This window comes from Janthinobacterium sp. B9-8 (assembly GCF_000969645.2).
GTDB lineage: Bacteria > Pseudomonadota > Gammaproteobacteria > Burkholderiales > Chitinibacteraceae > Iodobacter.
This window is the reverse complement of the sequence record NZ_CP014222.1, coordinates 4,242,743-4,260,921: the sequence shown is the minus strand read 5'-3', so window position 1 is coordinate 4,260,921 and position 18,179 is coordinate 4,242,743. Positions and strand designations below refer to the sequence as shown.

Here is an 18,179-nt window from a genome sequence, read left to right as displayed (position 1 = left end):
AATGAGCAAGCCGCATGTTCTCGATCGCCAGTCATCCCATTTGCGCGCTCAGATTAGCGAGCGTGCGGCCCGTTTAATTGCCGAAGATCATTTGCACGATTTTGCACTGGCTAAGAAAAAAGCAGCCAGACAATTAGGAATTAGCGAGGGCCGAATGATGCCCTCCAATCAGGAAATAGAAGCCGCCCTGGCTAACTACCGGGCGGTTTACCACCCCGAACATAGCGATAGCCTTAATAGCCTCAGGCGCAAAGCCCTCAAAGTAATGCGCATTCTGGCGCGCTTTAATCCCTATTTAAGCGGATCGGTACTCTCTGGTGTGGCAGGACCGAACTCCGATATTAATTTAATTTTATTTTTAGACGACCCCAAATCAGCCGAGATTTTTCTGCTTAATCAGCAAATTGATTATGAGCTGCTGCCCGCTGCAAATGGCCGACAGCTCGCCGACTCTCCTTCGCTGTCTTTTTGGTTTGATGACACGCAAATCAGCCTGCATGTAAAGCCCCGGGATGCAGAGCGACAAAAAGAAGAACGGATGCGGCTGGATGAACTGGAAGCACTCCTCTCTATCGCCGATGCCCCCTTCAATATTCCAAGGAGTTGATTATGCTAAACAATCACCACGGCCTGTTTCAAATTCATTTGCTGACACATTAACGCAAGCTAGGATTAAGTCTCAGCCAATGATATAAAGTGGTTTATCTTTTCTTTTATTGATTACCACAATGCAACAACCTCCCACGCTGGAGCCCGTTTTTGTATCAGACACGGGGCCCTATCTCGTCAGCGCCAGCATCGAAATCAAGTATTTGCTTAAGCAATTACTGGAAAATGGCGAGATTATTTGTCTCTACCCTGCTGGTAAACGTGAGCCTTTTGCAATCAGCACCCTGCTTAGCATCAATGACAATGAATTATTGTTTGATGCCAGCAACGATATTGTCACCAATGCGGCCTTAATCAAAGATGCCCGCATGCTCTTAGTTGGCGTGGTCAACAAAGTTAAAGTGCAATTCGAGCTACCCGATGCCACGCTGGTCGCCTATGAAGGCCGCACCGCAATCCGCAGTGGCGGCCCGGTACAAACACTGCGCATGCAAAGACGCGATTTTTATCGGCTAGATATCCCCATGTCGCAAAAAGTGGACTGCGTGGTTCCGCTTGGCGATGGCAGGCAGACAGAACTATTAGTTACCGATATCAGCCTGGGTGGCTTAAGCCTGCTCGGCGTATCGCCCGATTTACCAATGGTCGTTGGCGACACACTGCACAATTGCCAAATTCAGCTACTCGATGTCGGCGTGATCGAAATCGATATGCAAGTGTGCATTGTGATTGATGTGACACTGCGTAATGGTGTTAAAACACAGCGCATTGGTTGCCGTTTCTTTGATTTGCCCGGAAAAATGCAGACGCTGATTCAGCGTTTTATTAATAAAATTGAACGCCAGCGAATCTCCCGAGAATGATCAATCCCTCACTTTTTCTGAGCAGCAAGCTCAAGCAAATTGAAGCTGCAGCTGCAGCAGCTGGCTTACCACTCATGCAAAGAGCGGGGCAATGCAGTGCCGACTGGGTTATTAAACACCACCCCGAGGCGCAAACCATTTATGTGCTGGCTGGCCCTGGCAATAATGGAGGGGACGCCTTGGTCACAGCCACCCTGCTCCATCTTGCTGGCAAAACAGTTTTACTCCGTATGAGCGCCCCATCTGGCCCTATGCCCGCCCAAAAAGCATTGGCCGCATGGCTGGCGCACGGCGGGAAAATACTAAGCAACACGCCCAGTCAGGCCGATTTAGCCATTGATGGTCTGTACGGCATCGGCTTAAACCGCCAACTGAGTGATGCAGACCAGCAAATCATTGCAGAGCTGCAGGCACTGGCCTGCCCGGTGATTGCTTTGGATATTCCCAGCGGATTAATGGCAGATAGCGGCGATGCCACAGCCACCATTCATGCCACACACACCCTGAGCTTTATTGCTCACAAGCCTGGCTTATTTACCGGCAAAGGCTGTGATCTGGCGGGAGAGATCAGCCTGCATGATTTACAAATACCGAGTGATCTGTTTCTTGCCCCGGATGGCCATTTGCAAACTCAAGCGCCATCCAGCATTGCGCAACTTCGACGCAAGCCGGATAGTCATAAAGGCAGTTACGGCACGGTGGGCGTAATAGGCGGTGCAGCAGGGATGATTGGCGCGGCACTGCTGGCTGGCCGGGCGGCTTTGCATATGGGCACTGGACGCGTTGTGCTTGGCCTGCTGGATACCTCGCTGAACGTAGATTCTGTGCAGCCCGAGCTGATGTTACACAGTGCAGAAGATGCACTTCACCACCCCGCACTCACCCTGCTTGCTGTCGGCCCCGGCCTTGGTCAGAGTACCGAAGCCTTGGAGCTACTCAAGCAAAGCATCGCCAGCCCCTTACCTCTGCTGCTAGATGCAGATGCGCTTAATTTACTGGCAGGCTCCGCAGAGCTAGCCGCCGCAATGCGGCAACGCACTGCCGCAAGTATTCTCACGCCACACCCAGCCGAAGCCGCAAGGCTGCTACATACCAGCACTCAAGCCGTGCAAGCCAATCGAATAGAATCCGCCCAGGCCCTCGCACAGCGCTATAAAGCCACCGTACTGCTCAAAGGAGCAGGCTCCATATGTGCGAACGAGCAAAGCTGGAGCATCAACGCCAGCGGCAATGCAGCCCTTGCCAGCGCAGGGCAAGGCGATGTGCTCTCCGGCATCATCGCCGCCCTGCTCGCACAAGGCCTTGGCCCGCTAGAAGCCGTGCAAAGCGGCAGCTGGCTGCACGGCCGCGCTGCGGACGATTGGCGCAGAATACATCCCAATGGGATTGGCTTAACCGCGAGTGAAACGATTAGCTATGCCAGAGGAGCGTTGAATCAGGTTTTGGGGGCGAGTTAGATCTTTGATGTTGCGTTGCAAAACCCAAATCTTGAAACACGGAGTTTCACGGAGGAAAGTAGCATTTAAAAAGTTATTTTTTGGATTTGGATTTATTTGAGCGAACAACAAAGAATCGTGATAACCACTCTCTTAACACGGGGCTCAAATATCCCCTTGAAGCACGCCGAAGCGAGGAACAAGCGGGGCGGGATTTCGGCGAGGACTGTCTGAGCGAAGCGAGTTCCACAGCCGCCGACTCGATTGTCCGCAGTGAGGGGGTTCGTGCTGGCCGGGGCGGCCTTCTTTGGCTTCGTTTCTTGGCCGCTCAAGAAAGGAAGGCCCCGCCGGTGGCAACCGCTCCAAAATTAACGTGCCGAAGGCACTAAAAAGATCTTTTTGACTTCACTTAGCACGCACAGGGACCTACCCCTACCAAGCAAACAGCTTTGCCCCGTTTTGCTTTAGCCAGAGTCGATGCGTTTTCCAATCTGGGCAAGCGCTTGCGACGATGGCCCAGAAACGTGCGGAATGATTTAATTCTGCCAAATGCGCCAGCTCGTGAATCACCACATAATCAATCACTTGAGGCGGGGCCTGAATCAAGCGCCAGTTCAGACGAATATCGCCTAAGGCAGTGCAACTTCCCCAGCGACTTTTAGCCGAGCTTAAGAAAAGCTGCCGTGGCTGCAAGCCCATTTGTTCGCTCCAGTATGCCAGCCTTTGCAGAAAATAAGACTTGGCGCTGCGCTGATAAAAGCGCGTTAGCGTAGCGGGTAAAGGCGTTTGTTCTGCCACATACAACACATCTTCATCCAGCCGGGTTCGGCCAGCACAGCGCTGCACAAACTTAGCCTGGCCCAGCCAAAGCACGCTGCTGCCCACTGCCAATGCAGCTGGAGCAATCATCGGTGTAGCCAGCTTGGCCAGAATCCACTTTAATTTACTCTCGATAGCTCGCTCGGCTTCTTTTAAAGGCGCGCGGGCAGGCAGGATCACGGTTAAGCCATGGGCGGTAATTTTTAAACCAATCGAGCGCCGACGGCTACTGCGCTCCAGCTGATAAGGCAGCTCACGATCAGCCAGACGCAAGGAATACGCGGTCATTTTTTAGGCGAGTAACAAGGGCCAACACCGCCAAAACGCTGGATTTCATTTTCGATCCACGTTTCAACTTCTTGCGTTAGCTCTAGCGGGCTACGACCAGCAGGCTCGATAGGCTTGCCAATCACCATGGTGATTTCACCCGGCCATTTTAAAAAGGAATTCTTTGGCCAAAACTCGCCTGAATTAAGCGCCACCGGCACAATTGGCACCTCTAAATCAACCGCCAAACGCGCCCCACCCTGCTTATAAGGCTTGTAGCCCCCCGATGGAACGCGAGTGCCTTCGGGGAAAATCACAATCCAGAAGCCTTTAGCCAAGCGATCTTTACCTTGGGCAATCAGCTGCTTTTGCGCCTCGGCACGGTTAGATCGATCGATCGCAATCGGCGATAAAGTCGCTAAGCCCCAGCCAAAAATCGGCAATTTCAGTAGCTCTTTTTTTAACACCCATACTTGTGGCGGAAATACATGCTGCAAGGCCAGCGTTTCCCATGCAGATTGATGCTTGCACATCACAACGGCAGGATCTACGGGCAGGTTTTCAACGCCTTCTACGCGATAAGTCAGGCCACAAGTGAATTTCAGCCACTTGAGCATAATCCATGACCAGCCACGAATAATCCGATAGCGCAGCACGGGAGGCAGCGGCAGAATCAAAATCGCAATCACACAGAAAATGGGAGTTACTACAGGAACAGCAAGCCAATACAGAATGGAGCGCAACCAAATCATTTAATCTTCACCCTCTGGTGCAAGTAGTCAGTCCTGATGAATAAGGCGAGTATAAATCGCGTCTTTTTCCGCCTAGCGGCAAAGTTCGTCATTGCATAGCTTGCTATGCGGCTTCCTCACCTCTTGCTAAACGAAAAAATCCATCTATTTCTACCCCACCAATCCAGCAGAACTGACGACAAGTAAATGCGCAGCAAATGCCGCCAAATCGTCAAATACCTGCGTACCCTCGGGCAACAGGCCTTTCTGTTCAGTTTTAAGACCATTACCAGTACGAACCAGCACCGGCTTACCACCAACAGCGGCAATGGCTTGCAAATCACGAAGAGAATCACCCACCATCGCCAATTGCGTAGTAGCCACATGAAAGCGGCTGGCAATATCTAAGATCATGCCGGGATTAGGCTTGCGGCAAACGCAACCTGCATCGGGCGAATGAGGGCAAAAAAACACCGCATCCACATGGCCACCCTGCTCGGCAATGGCGCGGTGCATCTTGGCATGAATACGATTAAGTGCCTCAACCGCAATCATTTTGCGGCCAATGGCGCTTTGATTGGTCGCCACCACGATCGTCCAACCCGAACGGGATAACTCACCGATGGCTTCTAAGCTGCCTGCAATCGGCTGCCACTCTTCCGGCGTCTTGATATAGTCCGGGCTGTCTTCATTGATTACGCCGTCGCGGTCGAGAATCAATAACTTCATACGCGACTCCGTTTTGAATCTGTTTCAAAAAAGCACAAAAGATCTGTAGACACAGAGAACGGGAAGAACACCGAGAAGACCTAATGACAATGCTCAAATTAATTTCCCTCTTTCGTCATTCCCGCGAAAGGGGAAATCCAGTGGTTCCGCTGGATCCCCGACAAAAGCATTCGGGGATGACGATTGTAATATCTGGGGAAGTCATTTAGTGCCACATCCTAAGTCTCGCTTTGCTCACTCCGTGATCTTAGTGTCTACAGATTTTTTAGCGTTTTTTTGCGTTTACTCTGCCAATAAAGACAACTCAGCCACGCGGTTCATCAGACTGGCTAGTGCGGCGAGCAGGGCTTGGCGATTGCCACGCACCGCTAAGTCTTCCGCCATCACCATCACCGAATCAAAAAACGCATCGACGGGCTCTTTTAAAGCGCTCAGTGCTTTCAGTGCGCCAGTAAAATCTTGACTTGCCAAGGCACTGCTCACCACAGGTTGCAACTTTAATAGCTCGGCATGCAGGGCAATTTCAGCCGCATCGCTCAACAAAGCCGCATTCAGCTCAGGCAAATCGCCTTCGACTTTTTTCAAGATATTGCGAATGCGCTTATTGGCCGCAGCCAGAGCAGTCGCTTCTGGCAGGGCTTTAAACGCCGCAACAGCTTGCAAGCGAATCACCATTTCGTTCAGCAGCGTTGGGTTCAGCGCTAAGACGGCATCGATATCGGCAGCAGGGTAATCGGCTGCCAGATAGTTTTTCAGGCGATCTTGCATAAAGCCATACACGCCCTCAACCGTACCATCAGCCACCACACCAGCAGGGAAAGCTTCCGCAGTAATGCTGAGCAATTCTTTCAGATCCAGCGGTAAATCCAGCACCATACGCAAGACACCCAGCGCGGCACGGCGTAAGGCAAATGGATCTTTGTCGCCTGTTGGGATCAAGCCAATGCCATAAATCCCCACGATAGATTCCAGCTTATCCGCCAGCGAAACAGCCTGTGCTACCGCGCCAACGGGCAAGGTATCCCCTGCAAAACGTGGGTGGTAATGCCCTTCAATGGCATTAGCTACTGCTTCGTTTTCACCATCGATACGGGCGTAATACATGCCCATCACGCCTTGCAGCTCAGGGAATTCGCCCACCATATCGGCGATCAAATCGGCCTTAGCTAAATAAGCGGCGCGTTTGCAATCGGCCACATTAGCATTCAGCTTCACAGCAATGGCACCGGCAATTTTTTGCAGGCGCTCTACACGCTCAAACTGGCTACCAATCTTATTGTGATAAACCACATTGGCGAGCTGCGGCACGCGAGATTCAAGCTTCTTCTTTTTATCTTGCTCAAAGAAGAACTCAGCATCCGAAAGACGCGCGCGCAATACGCGTTCGTTGCCATGAATAATATGGCTAGGGTCTGGCGTTTCTAGATTAGAAACCACTAAAAATTTAGGCAGCAATTTGCCATTTTGATCGAGCAGCGGGAAGTATTTCTGATGTTGCTGCATCGATAAGATCAAGCACTCTTGCGGCACATCCAGGAATTTCTCATCAAAATTACCGGTATACACCACCGGCCATTCAACCAGCGCAGTCACTTCATCCAGCAAACCATCTGATGGCGCAATCTGTGCATTCAGCTCAGTGCAGGCGTTTTTTAGCTGATCGGCGATCAACGCGCGGCGTGCATCAAAGCTCGCCTCTACAAAGCCATCATCAAACAGGCGAGCTGCGTATTCATCGGCATTGGCCAATTCAATCTCGCCGCTCGACAAGAAACGATGGCCCAACGTGCTGCGGCCCGCTTCTAAATGCAGAAACTGCGCAGGTACCACATCATCACCGTGCAGCACCACAAGGCCATGTACCGGACGAATAAACTGGCCGTCCCGATCACCCCAGCGCATCATTTTTGGCGCTGGCAGTTTTTTAAGCGTGGCCGCAATAATGCCCGACAAAACTTTAGTCAGCGCTTCGCCGGTTTTAACCGAGGAAAAGATATAAACGTCTTGTTTGCCATCCGAGCCCTGCGCTAATTGCGCTACATCCACACCGCAGCTACGGGCAAAGCCTGCTAAGGCAGGCGTTGGCACGCCGTCTTTTAAACCAGAAGCCACAGCTGGGCCTCGGCGCTCGATGGCTTGGTCCGGCTGCACAGCCAGCACATTGGCGATCGATACGGCTAGGCGGCGCGGGCTGGCAAACGACTCTACTTCGGCGTCTTTAGCCACAAAGCCTAGCTTGACTAATTCATCAAAAATACCACTTGCAAACACTGCGCCTAATTTAGGCAGTGCTTTGGGTGGCAATTCTTCGGTAAAAATTTCAATCAGCAGTGTTTGAGATACAAGATTGGACATGGGGATTAATTCTCTTCTAATTTAGCTTTAGCTTCTTTCTCGGCCATGATTTTACAAACTTGGCGAACAAAATCACCGCCAAAGCTATTAGCAGGCGGCTCATCAAATTCCCACTGAAAACCCGGAATATCGTAACGTGCCACCTGCTCGTTTTCCTCATCACGCAAATCGCTTAAAACACCCGCCATTTTTTTGGACGGGCAATCAATCGCATGACGTGAATACTTTAAGCGATATTTCTTTTTGGTTATTTCATCAGTTTGATCTTCATTAAACTTCTGCTGTAACCAAACATAGGTGTACTTGGTTGGAGCGTAATCATCGTCGTGCGTAATCGACTTCACATCGACCAGCATTTCATAATCCGCCATCGTGCCATAACTACGCCAATCGCCTTCTTTTGGAACTTCAAGCGGGCCGTAAACCTCATCTTCAAATTTCCCACAGCCAGCCAAAAGAGTAATCAACAGCAGATAGCGGATCATCGATATCACCTTAAGCCGTCGCCACTTGGCACATAGGGAAACCCAAAGCTTCACGCGAGTCGTAATAGGCTCTGGCCACCAAGCGTGAAAGCGTGCGAACACGACCAATATAAGCGGCGCGTTCGGTCACCGAAATCGCACCACGGGCATCCAGCAAATTAAACACATGCGAGCACTTCATCACCATCTCGTAGCCTGGCAATGCCAAATTGGCTTCCATCAGGCGGGCTGCTTCGCTTTCAAATTTATTGAATAAATCAAGCAGCAGCGGCACATTGGCGTGCTCAAAATTATAAGTCGATTGTTCTACTTCATTTTGATGGTAGATATCGCCGTAAGTCACTTTCTGGCCGTTTGGATAAACTGTCCAGATCAAGTCATAAACGTTTTCTACGCCTTGCAAATACATGGCCAGACGCTCAACGCCGTAAGTGATCTCGCCCAATACCGGCTTGCAATCAATACCGCCAACCTGCTGGAAATAGGTGAACTGGGTGACTTCCATCCCGTTCAGCCAGACTTCCCAACCTAGGCCCCATGCACCCAGACTCGGGCTTTCCCAATCATCTTCTACAAAGCGAATATCATGCACGCTGGTATCGATGCCCAGCTCGCGCAAGCTACCCAAATACAAATCCTGGATATTGTCTGGTGACGGCTTTAAAGCCACCTGAAACTGATAATAGTGTTGCAAGCGATTCGGGTTTTCACCGTAACGGCCGTCTTTAGGTCGGCGTGAAGGCTGCACATAGGCGGCATTCCAAGGCTCTGGGCCAAGGGCTCGCAGAAATGTTGCGGTATGAAAGGTACCCGCACCTACTTCAATATCGTAAGGCTGCAACAAGGCGCAACCATTACGGCCCCAATAGTTTTGCAGCGTGAGCAGAATTTCTTGGAAAGTCAGCATATTCCCATTCTCGTTTTTTATTCTTAAACGCCCTGATTCTACTTGCTTTTAGCCTGTCTCGGGAGAAAGGGAGCCAGCAAATCAGGCATGATTAATCACTTGGCAAAGAAGGCACAATCGCTAGCACACTTCCTTGGCCCGCATTCGTAGTGGTTGATTTATGCTTATTTTAGATGACACAGGAATTGATTTACATCTGATCGAGGCTATAAAGCGCGTTTAAATTCACACTCTAGCCCTTTTTTGTTATTTGCATAGGCAATCAGGCAATCAGGCAATGCACTACCCGGCTCATACCGCATTGATTTGTTAAAAAATGGCAAGGCTTGGAGTAACAAACAAACGAATCACGCCAGAGAATCAAAATTGTCTTCCGTTATTATGGTTTGAGATGTGGCGGGTAACGCCGCCTTAATCGCCGCAACCTGCTTAGCCAATGATGCTTGCAACACCGATAAGGTTTCATCCCGCAGCGAGCCCTGATGAATCCCCTCTTCTACCGCAGCAGCCACACGCCGCAAACTAGCCGCCCCAATATTGTCAGCAAGCCCTTTTAAAGTACGCGCCAGGCGCTCGGCTCTTATTGAATCACCCTGATCGAGTGCGGCACGTATTTCAAGCCCGGTATGGGCTTGCTGAAGGCTAAAGCCTTGCAACATGGCAATGTAGCGATCTTCTTTACCCAGCACATGGTGCATACCTGCCACCCTGTCTAAACCTAATATCTGCTCAGGCAACAAGCTGGCAGGCTCAGCTTGAGCGGCTGCCATGCCCTGCTGAGGTTTAATCCAGCGCAGCAGCGTTTTAAACAAAGCCTCAGGCTCGATGGGCTTGCTAATAAAATCAACCATGCCCGCTTCAAGGCAGCGTTCTCTATCTACCTGCATAGCATTGGCAGTCATCGCCACAATCGGTAGCCTGGCTAATGCGGGTAAAGCACGCAAGGCATAAGTGGCCTCAATGCCATTGACTTCAGGCATTTGCATATCCATCAGGATAATATCGTAGGGTTGAGCCTGCGCCATTTCCAAAGCAATACGACCATTTGCCGCAATCTCCACCACAAGGCCCGCATCTCTGAGTAGCTCGGCCGCCACCATTTGATTAATTAAATTATCTTCAGCCAATAAAACCCGCGCGCCCTGAATGGCCGTTAAATTACTCAAAAGCAACGCTGAATTACCCTGTATATACGACTCGGAATGCGACTCACCCAGAATGTGCATCAAGGTATCGAACATCAAAGAAGCATTGATGGGCTTAATTAAAACATGCTCAATCCCCATCGCTTTACACTGCTCCAACACATCTTCCCGGCCATAGGCAGTCACTATAACAAGGCGCGGCGCGGGCTCTAGCCCCAAGGCCTGAATCAATTCAGCCGTTTCTATCCCTGTCATGCCCGGCATTTGCCAATCGAGCAAAATAATATCAAAAGGCTGAGTGCTCGCCGCCTGAGTCACCGCATCAAGAGCAGCAACACCAGAAGCCGCCTTACTCACAATAAAATGCATACTGCTGAGCATATCGGCCAGCACCACGCGGGCGCTCTGATTGTCATCCACCACCAGCACACGTAAAGAGTGCAAATCACGCGCAGGCAAAGCACGCCCTGTGCGGCGGCTTACGCCTAATCTGGCCGTAAACCAAAAAGTAGAGCCCTGACCCAATTCACTAGTCACGCCCACTTCGCCCCCCATCAGCTCAGCCAGCTTTTTGGAAATGGCCAAACCTAAACCCGTGCCGCCGTATTTGCGCGATGTAGAGGCATCTGCCTGCTGAAAGCTTTGAAACAGGCGACTCACCTGCTCTGCCGTCAGGCCAATGCCGGTGTCTTGCACTGCAAAATACAATAGCACTTCGCCATCGGTGGATTCACGCAGCCGGATAAGAATATCAATTTCACCCTGCTCGGTAAATTTCACCGCATTATTTGCATAATTAATTAAGATCTGGCTTAAGCGTAATGAATCGCCTATTAAATTAATCGGCACATCCAAGCCTACATCAAAAATCAACTCCAGATTTTTTGCATAGGCTTTTTCAGAAACAAGGTTTGCTACATTATCTAATAGCTCATCTAAATTAAACTCACTTTTCTCTACAGTTAATTTACCTGCTTCAATTTTAGAAAAATCCAATACATCATTAATAATACCCAAGAGATGCTGGCCTGATTGCTGTATTTTTTTTACATAATCTAATTGCCGAGGATTAAGCTCGGTTTTAAGCGCCAAATGACTAAGGCCAATAATCGCATTCATGGGCGTACGGATTTCATGGCTCATATTCGCCAGAAAATCAGATTTCATTTGCGTGGCATCTTCCGCTATTTCTTTAGCGCGCAGCATTGCAGCTTCTACTTTTTTTTGCGAAGTAATATCTTTACTACTTGCAATAACCAGCATTCTTTCATCATCTTCAACTAAGGAAGAAGTGATTTCTACATCAAGAATGCGGCCATCCGCGCAGAGGTGCCGTGTTTCAAAGGTGTTCGGTTTACCCGATTCGCGCAAAGCCTGCACAGCGCCATGATAACGATCTAAATCAAAATCAGGATCAATATCCGGCACGGTAAGCGTCAGGCATTGCTCTGCCGAATAACCCAAATATTCAATTGCAGCTTTATTTACATATTGTATTTGCGCCGTCTCTGCATCAAGCCATAGCATGGCGCCTGCATTTTCTACCACATAACGATTAAACAGGATTTTTCTTTCGGCGCGTTTTCGCTCAGTAATATCATCCAGCGTAAATTGCAATAATTGTCGGCCATGATAATTAAAGAGCATTAAATAAACCATGGCGTCCCATATTTCGCCATTTGCCCGCTGATGCCGCCATTCAAACGCCTCAATGCCATGTTCAAGCGCCGAGTGATCTTGCCGCTCCATCGCCGTTTTAGTATCTGTACCGTCATATTGAAAAGGCGCAGAAACATCGAGTGGCGTTTTGCCTAATAATTCTTCTTTACTGGCAAAGCCGTAAATTTTAACTGCTGCTTCATTGCAATCAATAAAGCCATTGGCCTGAGGATCGTGCACCACCAAAGGCCGGTGCGATTCTTGAAATAGCATTTTATTATAGGCTTCACTTTCACGAAGCTCGTCTTCGGCATGCTTGCGCTTGGTAATATCCTGGTAATAACCATTCCAAATCACCGAGCCATCGGGCAGAGGTGGAGAAGGGCAACAGCTAAATAAGACCCAGTGCAATTGTTCTTGCAGCAAAACACGCACCGTCATTTCAATGGTATTCGCTGTTTGCCCTGCGCAAATCCTGGCCGATGCATCCCGAACCGCATTTTGTGCAAATGCTTTATCGTCATCGTGCACATAACGCCAGCGCAGCTCGGGATCGATATTTAGATCCTCCGCAGAAACCCCCAGCACCTGTTCCACCCTTTGGTTAATAAAGTTATAAAAATGCGTTCCATCTTGATGGGCCTGCATTTGAAAAACCACTAAAGGCAGGGCATTCGACATTTCTACGACTTGCTGATGAGCCACTTCTGCCTCAAAGCAAGCACGCTCAATCGCCTGTTCTGCACTACTAAGCCGCTCATTTTTTTCAACTAACAGCGCCTGCAGCTCCACCCGCTGTTTTATCTCTTTCTGTAGGCCGTTTATTTGCTTACGCTGAACCAGTAGCCATAAAACCACAAACCAGATCAAACCAAGCAAAATCGGTACGCTGCCAGCCCCGTTTGAAAAAAAAGCAATCGCCAGCCAACCAGCAATCAACAGCACAAACGAAACGACTCGCAGCTGAAACGCAGTTAGCTTTCCCATTTGCTCTTGGAAAAATCGTTGCTGCATCAGGGGTATCTTCCAGATTTATGGATAAAGGCAATCGACAAGGCAGCGGGACAAGATTTAATTTTAAAGTTAGACCGCTAACAGCCATCCTGCCACGTTCCATCTGATGCAGAAATAGGCAAAACCAGCACACAAACGTAAAGCAAGCTGAGCTAAGCCACGCACCACCCAAGGCAGAGCTGAAACAGATACTCACAGTAATCGTCAGCCCAGCAGTGGTTTTATGGGGTAAAAAACAAATATTTTTCTCTTTTACAATTACTGACCTACGAATCCCCACAAGCCTCGGTTATGCTTGAAGTGCCGCTTGCTCAATACATAACGAAAAACTATGAAAAAAATTTTATTAATTGCCTCACTCTCGCTCTCCGCCAGCGTTCAAGCCCGCTTGGATTTATCATTACTGCGTGAGGCCGCCCGCAGCCGCGACTTACCCACCATTGCCAAAATGGCAGATGCAAGCAATGGTGATGCACTAGAAATGTACCCGCGTTATTACTGGCTCAGCAGCCAGCTCAATACCGTAAGCGAAAGCGATGCGCAGAGTTTTTTAAAAAACTACGACAATAGCCCGCTGATAGAACGCTTTCGTGGCGAATGGCTTAAAGAACTGGGCCGCCGTAAAAGCTGGGCGAGTTTCAATGCTGAATATGCAAAACTCGATAATAAAAGCGGTGAGCTGCAATGCTTACGTGCGCAATCAGCCATAGCAAATAATGAAGCAGCGCCCCTTTCAGAAGCAAAACCACTCTGGTTTTCTGCCAAACCACAAAGCGAGGCATGCAACCCCGTATTTGATGCCTTATTTGAAAACAATGAGCTGACTAAAGCCGATGCCTGGGCGCGTATCCGCTTAGCCCTAAGCGACAATCGCACCGATCTCGCTCGCCAGTTGGGTGCTCGCGCAGGCAACCCTAGCGAATTCACCGCAAAAAATATCAGTGCACTCGCCGCTAATCCAGAAAATCAATTTGCAAAGCAATCTCTGTCTACTCAAGCTGGACGAGAGCTAGCCATTTATGCCTTGGGGCGCATTGCGCGAAATAATCCGGATCGAGCGGCAAGCTTACTCAATGGAATAGAAAGCCAATTACCTGCCGTTGACCAGCGCTATGCATGGCAGCAGCTCGGCCTGATTGCCGCAAAGAAACAACATGAACAAGCCTCCGCCTGGCTAAGCAAAGGTGATAGCACAGGGATGGATAGCGAGGATAGGGCATGGGCGATTCGCGCTGCGCTGCGTTTTTCTGATTGGGAAACCACACTCGCACGTATCGAAGCCCTGCCAGCCCAGGAGCAGCAGACCAGCACTTGGCTTTATTGGAAAGCACGAATTTTAAAAAGCCAGAATAAAACCATAGAAGCCAATCAGCTATGGGCCGCTGCCGCAGAAAGCCATGATTTTTATGGCCTGCTCGCCAGAGAAGAGCTTGGCCCGACAATGGAAGCGGCCAATATTCGCTACAAAGCTAACGACACAGAAATCAAACAAATCCGCGCCATGCCGGGCGTGCAACGCGCTTTAGCCCTGATCGATCAGGACTGGCGCATTGAAGCTATCCGCGAGTGGAATTGGGCCATGAAGGGCTTAACAGACCAGCAGCTGCTCGCTGCGGCCGAGTTAGCACGCAAGCAAAACTGGTACGACCGCTCGATTTATTCGGCCGAGCGCACCCGCCAGCTGCATGATTTTTCACTGCGTTACCCTACTCCTTACCTCAATTTAGTTGAGCCTGCCGCTAAAAACGAAGGCATTGATCCGGCTTGGGTTTACGGACTGATGAGGCAAGAAAGCCGTTTTATTAGTATTGCCCGCTCAGGAGTTGGGGCCAGTGGCTTAATGCAGCTGATGCCCGGCACGGCCAAATGGGTGGCGGGAAAACTAGGCAAGAAAAACTTTAATCAATCCGAAGTGAACGAATTAACGACCAATATCAGCTTTGGTACCTTTTATTTGCGCTATATATGGGAGCGTCTGGATGACAACCAGATTCTGGCAACCGCAGGCTATAACGCAGGCCCCGGCCGAGCGCGTGCATGGCAATCAAATCAGGCCTTGGATGGGGTGATCTATATCGAAACCATTCCTTTTAATGAAACACGTGATTACGTTAAAAAAGTTATGGCCAACGCCATCCACTACGCCCACGCCTTTGAAGGCCAAGGCATGCCGCTAAAACAGCGCATTGCCAAAGTAGCAGGTCGTGGTCAGGCAGTAGATGCACCTTGATTTGTAATAAAAGCACAGGGCAAAGAGATTGGCTTTTGCCCTGTGCAAACCCACGAAAAAAATAGGTCTTATAATGTCAAAAATCTTATTAATCGGTGGTAGCGGATTTATTGGTCAGCAACTGGCAGCCAAGCTGACAAAAGCAGGGCACGAAGTCACCCTACCTACCCGCCACAGAGAAAACAAACGCGCCGATTTGCTGCTCCTGCCCTACCTCAACTTGATCAGTGCCGATATCAATGATGATGCCGCGCTCACTCGGCTGATCGCAGGGCAAGATGTAGTGATTAATTTGGTCGGGATTTTGCAAGGCAATGAAGCAAGCTTTAAAAAAGCCCACGTCACCCTCACCGAAAGAATTATCGCTGCGTGCACCGCACAAGATGTAAATCGCTATCTGCATATGAGCGCTTTAGGTGCGGATATTCACGGCCCATCGATGTACCAGCGCAGCAAGGGCGAAGCCGAAGCACGTGTAAAAGCCAGCCGCTTAGACTGGACAATTTATCGCCCATCAGTGGTATTTGGCAAAGAAGACCAGTTTCTCAACCTGTTTGCCTCCCTGCTTAAGATTGCTCCGTTCGTGCCTTTGGCTGGTGCAGATACGCGCTTTCAACCCGTTTGGGTGCAAGATGTGGCGCAAGCCTTTGCCATCGGTGTAGAAGATAAATCGCTGATCGGCAAAACACTGAGCCTGGTGGGCCCAACGATTTACACACTCAAAGAGCTGGTCGCCTATACAGCACAAACCATCGGCGTTTGTCGCCCAATTATTTCCTTACCCAACTCCTTAGCTCGGGTGCAAGCTAGCTTAATGAGCTTATTGCCTAGCCCGCCGCTTAGCCACGACAATTTAGATTCGCTGCAAGTTGATAATATTGATGCCGCAGGCTTTGCCCCAGAATTAGGCTGGCAGCCTACCGCGCTAGAAGCCATTGCGCCAGCTTACTTAGCGGCAGGCAAACAGAGCCGTTACAATCAACTACGTAGCCTTGCCAGCAGAAATTAAACACGTTCTTTTTTAATGTTTAAGGATACAACCATGCAAATAGTAATTGGCAACCTTCCTCCTGAAACCACAATTGAAGACGTACGCAGCCTATTGACTGATGACATTGGCCTGCACGATTTTGGCAACATCACCATCGCCGACAGCAATAGCGAACACGTGCTTGCTCTGGTGCAGCTACTCACCGACAGCGCTGCCGCTGCCGATGTGCTCACTACCAAAATCACCGACTTCCACTGGAAAGGCCGCAACCTGACCAGCAGCCATACCCATATGTTTAAAGAAGACTAAGCCTTGCTAATTGCCTAATAGCAAAACCCAGATCTTGAACCACGGAGCTCACAGGACACACGGAGTTTCACGGAGAAAAACAGGGTTTGAATGTTTTCAAATGCGGCAATCTGGGTATGGATCGCGCTGAGTGGCATAGGACTGCGATAAAACTGCTGTATAGACATCAAGCCAATGTCATGCGTGTGCACTCCATGTAGGACGCGTAAAACCTATCAACTTAAGCCAAACCTGCGGGACATGATGCTTTTGTAGATTGGGTTACGCGATATATCTGAGCTTGGTAAAGCTCGCACGCAAACGGCTAACCCAAACTACAAATTCTCTTAAGTTGATAGGTTTGACTTCATTTCTTGCCGAAACAAAGACTTCGCGGTAACTCTCGCAGCAAAATCAAGGTGCCGAAGGCACTAAAATTATTAAACAAGTAGGTCTCCCATGCGCATTGCCGTTTTTGATAGCAAACGATACGACCGAGCCACTCTTAGCCAAGCCAATGCCCGGCATGGCCATGAGCTGGTATTTTTTGAAGACCGCTTAAATATCCAGACCGCAGCACTGGCGTCTGGCTTCGAAGTGGTCTGCCCCTTTGTAAATGACCGAGTCGACGCCCCCACCTTGGCACAACTTGCCAAACTAGGCGTGAAGCTAGTTGCACTACGCTGCGCAGGTTTTAATGGCGTCGATTTAGCCGCCGCAGCAAAACATGGCATCAGTGTAACGCGCGTACCGGCTTATTCCCCCGAAGCTGTGGCAGAGCACGTTTTTGCCCTGCTGCTCACCCTCACCCGCAAAACACACCGCGCTTATAACCGAATTCGCGAAGGCAATTTCTCGCTGGATGGCTTGGTCGGCTTTAACCTCCATGGCCGCACTTTTGGCATCGTTGGCGCAGGTAAAATTGGCGCAGCCACCATTGCAATTGCCCGTGGTTTTGGCTGTGAAGTACTGGCGTTTGATCGCACCCCATCCCCTGAGCGCGCAGAGGCTTTAGGCTGCACCTTTGTTTCGCTGGAAGAGCTGCTGGCGCAATCGGATATCATCTCGCTGCATACCCCGCTCACCAATGAAACCAAGCATATGATCAATGCCGATACGCTGGCGGGCATGAAGCCAGGTGCGGTGATTATCAATACCAGCCGAGGCGGGCTGATCGACAGCAGTGCCCTGCTCGATGCGCTAAAAAGCGGCCAGGTAGGCGGCGTGGGGCTGGATGTTTACGAGTACGAAGAAGGTGTGTTTTTTGAAGACCTATCCGGCTCAGCCTTAGAAGACGACGTTCTGGCAAGGCTCACCACCTTCCCCAATGTCATGATCACCTCGCATCAAGGCTTTTTAACCGACGAGGCACTAGAAAACATTGCCGATTCGGTGCTATGCGAAGTCAGCGCTTTTGCCCGAGGCGAGCCGCTGACTAATCTGGTCAAGTAGCTGAGCTGCGCAGTAAAACCCAAACCTTGAAACACTGAGAACACAGAGTTTCAAGGAGAAAAACAGGGTTTGAATTAAGGTATTTGAATAAGCCTTAGGATGTGGTTCACATTAACCTCCCTGAACAATATCGGACGGTGGGCACGCAACGGAAGTGTCATTTCGGGGTTTATTCATACCCTCTCCTTAAATAGAAGGT

The 18,179-nt window shown here is 49.9% G+C and carries 14 protein-coding genes; 7 read left to right on the top strand and 7 right to left on the bottom strand.

The features are described 5' to 3' along the window. The first annotated feature begins 1 nt into the window (after position 1). The 3 genes from VN23_RS19215 to VN23_RS19205 all read left to right on the top strand — a co-directional run bounded on the left by VN23_RS19215 (position 2) and on the right by VN23_RS19205 (position 2,929). Positions 2–607, top strand: a complete 606-nt coding sequence (locus VN23_RS19215) for a hypothetical protein (protein WP_046351754.1) — start codon at positions 2–4, stop codon at positions 605–607. A 121-nt stretch (positions 608–728) separates the two neighbouring features. After that, positions 729–1,472, top strand: a complete 744-nt coding sequence (locus VN23_RS19210; protein ID WP_046351755.1) for a flagellar brake protein — start codon at positions 729–731, stop codon at positions 1,470–1,472. Continuing rightward, complete coding sequence (locus tag VN23_RS19205; protein ID WP_046351756.1) at positions 1,469–2,929, top strand: bifunctional ADP-dependent NAD(P)H-hydrate dehydratase/NAD(P)H-hydrate epimerase; 1,461 nt, start codon at positions 1,469–1,471, stop codon at positions 2,927–2,929. The genes VN23_RS19210 and VN23_RS19205 overlap by 4 nt, the downstream gene beginning before the upstream one ends. A 411-nt stretch (positions 2,930–3,340) precedes the next feature. On the opposite strand, the gene VN23_RS19200 is transcribed toward VN23_RS19205, so the two are convergent. The 7 genes from VN23_RS19200 to VN23_RS19170 all read right to left on the bottom strand — a co-directional run bounded on the left by VN23_RS19200 (position 3,341) and on the right by VN23_RS19170 (position 13,019). Continuing rightward, positions 3,341–4,015: a M48 family metallopeptidase gene (locus VN23_RS19200; RefSeq protein ID WP_046351757.1), complete on the bottom strand. Its 675-nt coding sequence runs from the start codon at positions 4,013–4,015 to the stop codon at positions 3,341–3,343. Then, positions 4,012–4,746, bottom strand: a complete 735-nt coding sequence (locus VN23_RS19195; protein ID WP_046351758.1) for a lysophospholipid acyltransferase family protein — start codon at positions 4,744–4,746, stop codon at positions 4,012–4,014. Before VN23_RS19195 ends, VN23_RS19200 begins: the two co-directional genes overlap by 4 nt. A gap of 150 nt (positions 4,747–4,896) precedes the next feature. Continuing rightward, positions 4,897–5,454: a D-glycero-beta-D-manno-heptose 1,7-bisphosphate 7-phosphatase gene (gmhB, locus tag VN23_RS19190; RefSeq protein ID WP_046351759.1), complete on the bottom strand. Its 558-nt coding sequence runs from the start codon at positions 5,452–5,454 to the stop codon at positions 4,897–4,899. Positions 5,455–5,736: 282 nt separating this feature from the next. Further along, positions 5,737–7,809, bottom strand: coding sequence for a glycine--tRNA ligase subunit beta (glyS, locus tag VN23_RS19185; protein ID WP_046351760.1), 2,073 nt, complete (start codon positions 7,807–7,809; stop codon positions 5,737–5,739). A gap of 5 nt (positions 7,810–7,814) precedes the next feature. Further along, on the bottom strand, positions 7,815–8,294 hold the full coding sequence (locus tag VN23_RS19180; RefSeq protein ID WP_046351761.1) for a surface-adhesin E family protein: 480 nt from the start codon (positions 8,292–8,294) through the stop codon (positions 7,815–7,817). 10 nt (positions 8,295–8,304) lie between these two features. Then, positions 8,305–9,201: a glycine--tRNA ligase subunit alpha gene (gene glyQ, locus VN23_RS19175; RefSeq protein ID WP_046351762.1), complete on the bottom strand. Its 897-nt coding sequence runs from the start codon at positions 9,199–9,201 to the stop codon at positions 8,305–8,307. A 347-nt stretch (positions 9,202–9,548) separates the two neighbouring features. Next, the gene (locus VN23_RS19170; RefSeq protein ID WP_052746569.1) at positions 9,549–13,019 is read right to left on the bottom strand and encodes a response regulator; all 3,471 of its coding nucleotides are present in this window, start codon (positions 13,017–13,019) and stop codon (positions 9,549–9,551) included. A 331-nt stretch (positions 13,020–13,350) separates the two neighbouring features. Here VN23_RS19170 and VN23_RS19165 point away from each other — a divergent pair, with 331 nt between their 5' ends. The 4 genes from VN23_RS19165 to VN23_RS19150 all read left to right on the top strand — a co-directional run bounded on the left by VN23_RS19165 (position 13,351) and on the right by VN23_RS19150 (position 17,980). Continuing rightward, positions 13,351–15,249, top strand: a complete 1,899-nt coding sequence (locus tag VN23_RS19165) for a lytic transglycosylase domain-containing protein (RefSeq protein WP_046351763.1) — start codon at positions 13,351–13,353, stop codon at positions 15,247–15,249. Positions 15,250–15,322: 73 nt separating this feature from the next. Further along, positions 15,323–16,258 (top strand): complex I NDUFA9 subunit family protein, encoded by a 936-nt coding sequence (locus VN23_RS19160; protein ID WP_046351764.1) that lies wholly within the window; start codon positions 15,323–15,325, stop codon positions 16,256–16,258. Between the two features lie 33 nt (positions 16,259–16,291). Continuing rightward, complete coding sequence (locus VN23_RS19155) at positions 16,292–16,549, top strand: RNA-binding protein (protein WP_046351765.1); 258 nt, start codon at positions 16,292–16,294, stop codon at positions 16,547–16,549. 438 nt (positions 16,550–16,987) lie between these two features. Further along, on the top strand, positions 16,988–17,980 hold the full coding sequence (locus VN23_RS19150; RefSeq protein WP_046351766.1) for a 2-hydroxyacid dehydrogenase: 993 nt from the start codon (positions 16,988–16,990) through the stop codon (positions 17,978–17,980). The last annotated feature ends 199 nt before the right edge of the window (positions 17,981–18,179 follow it).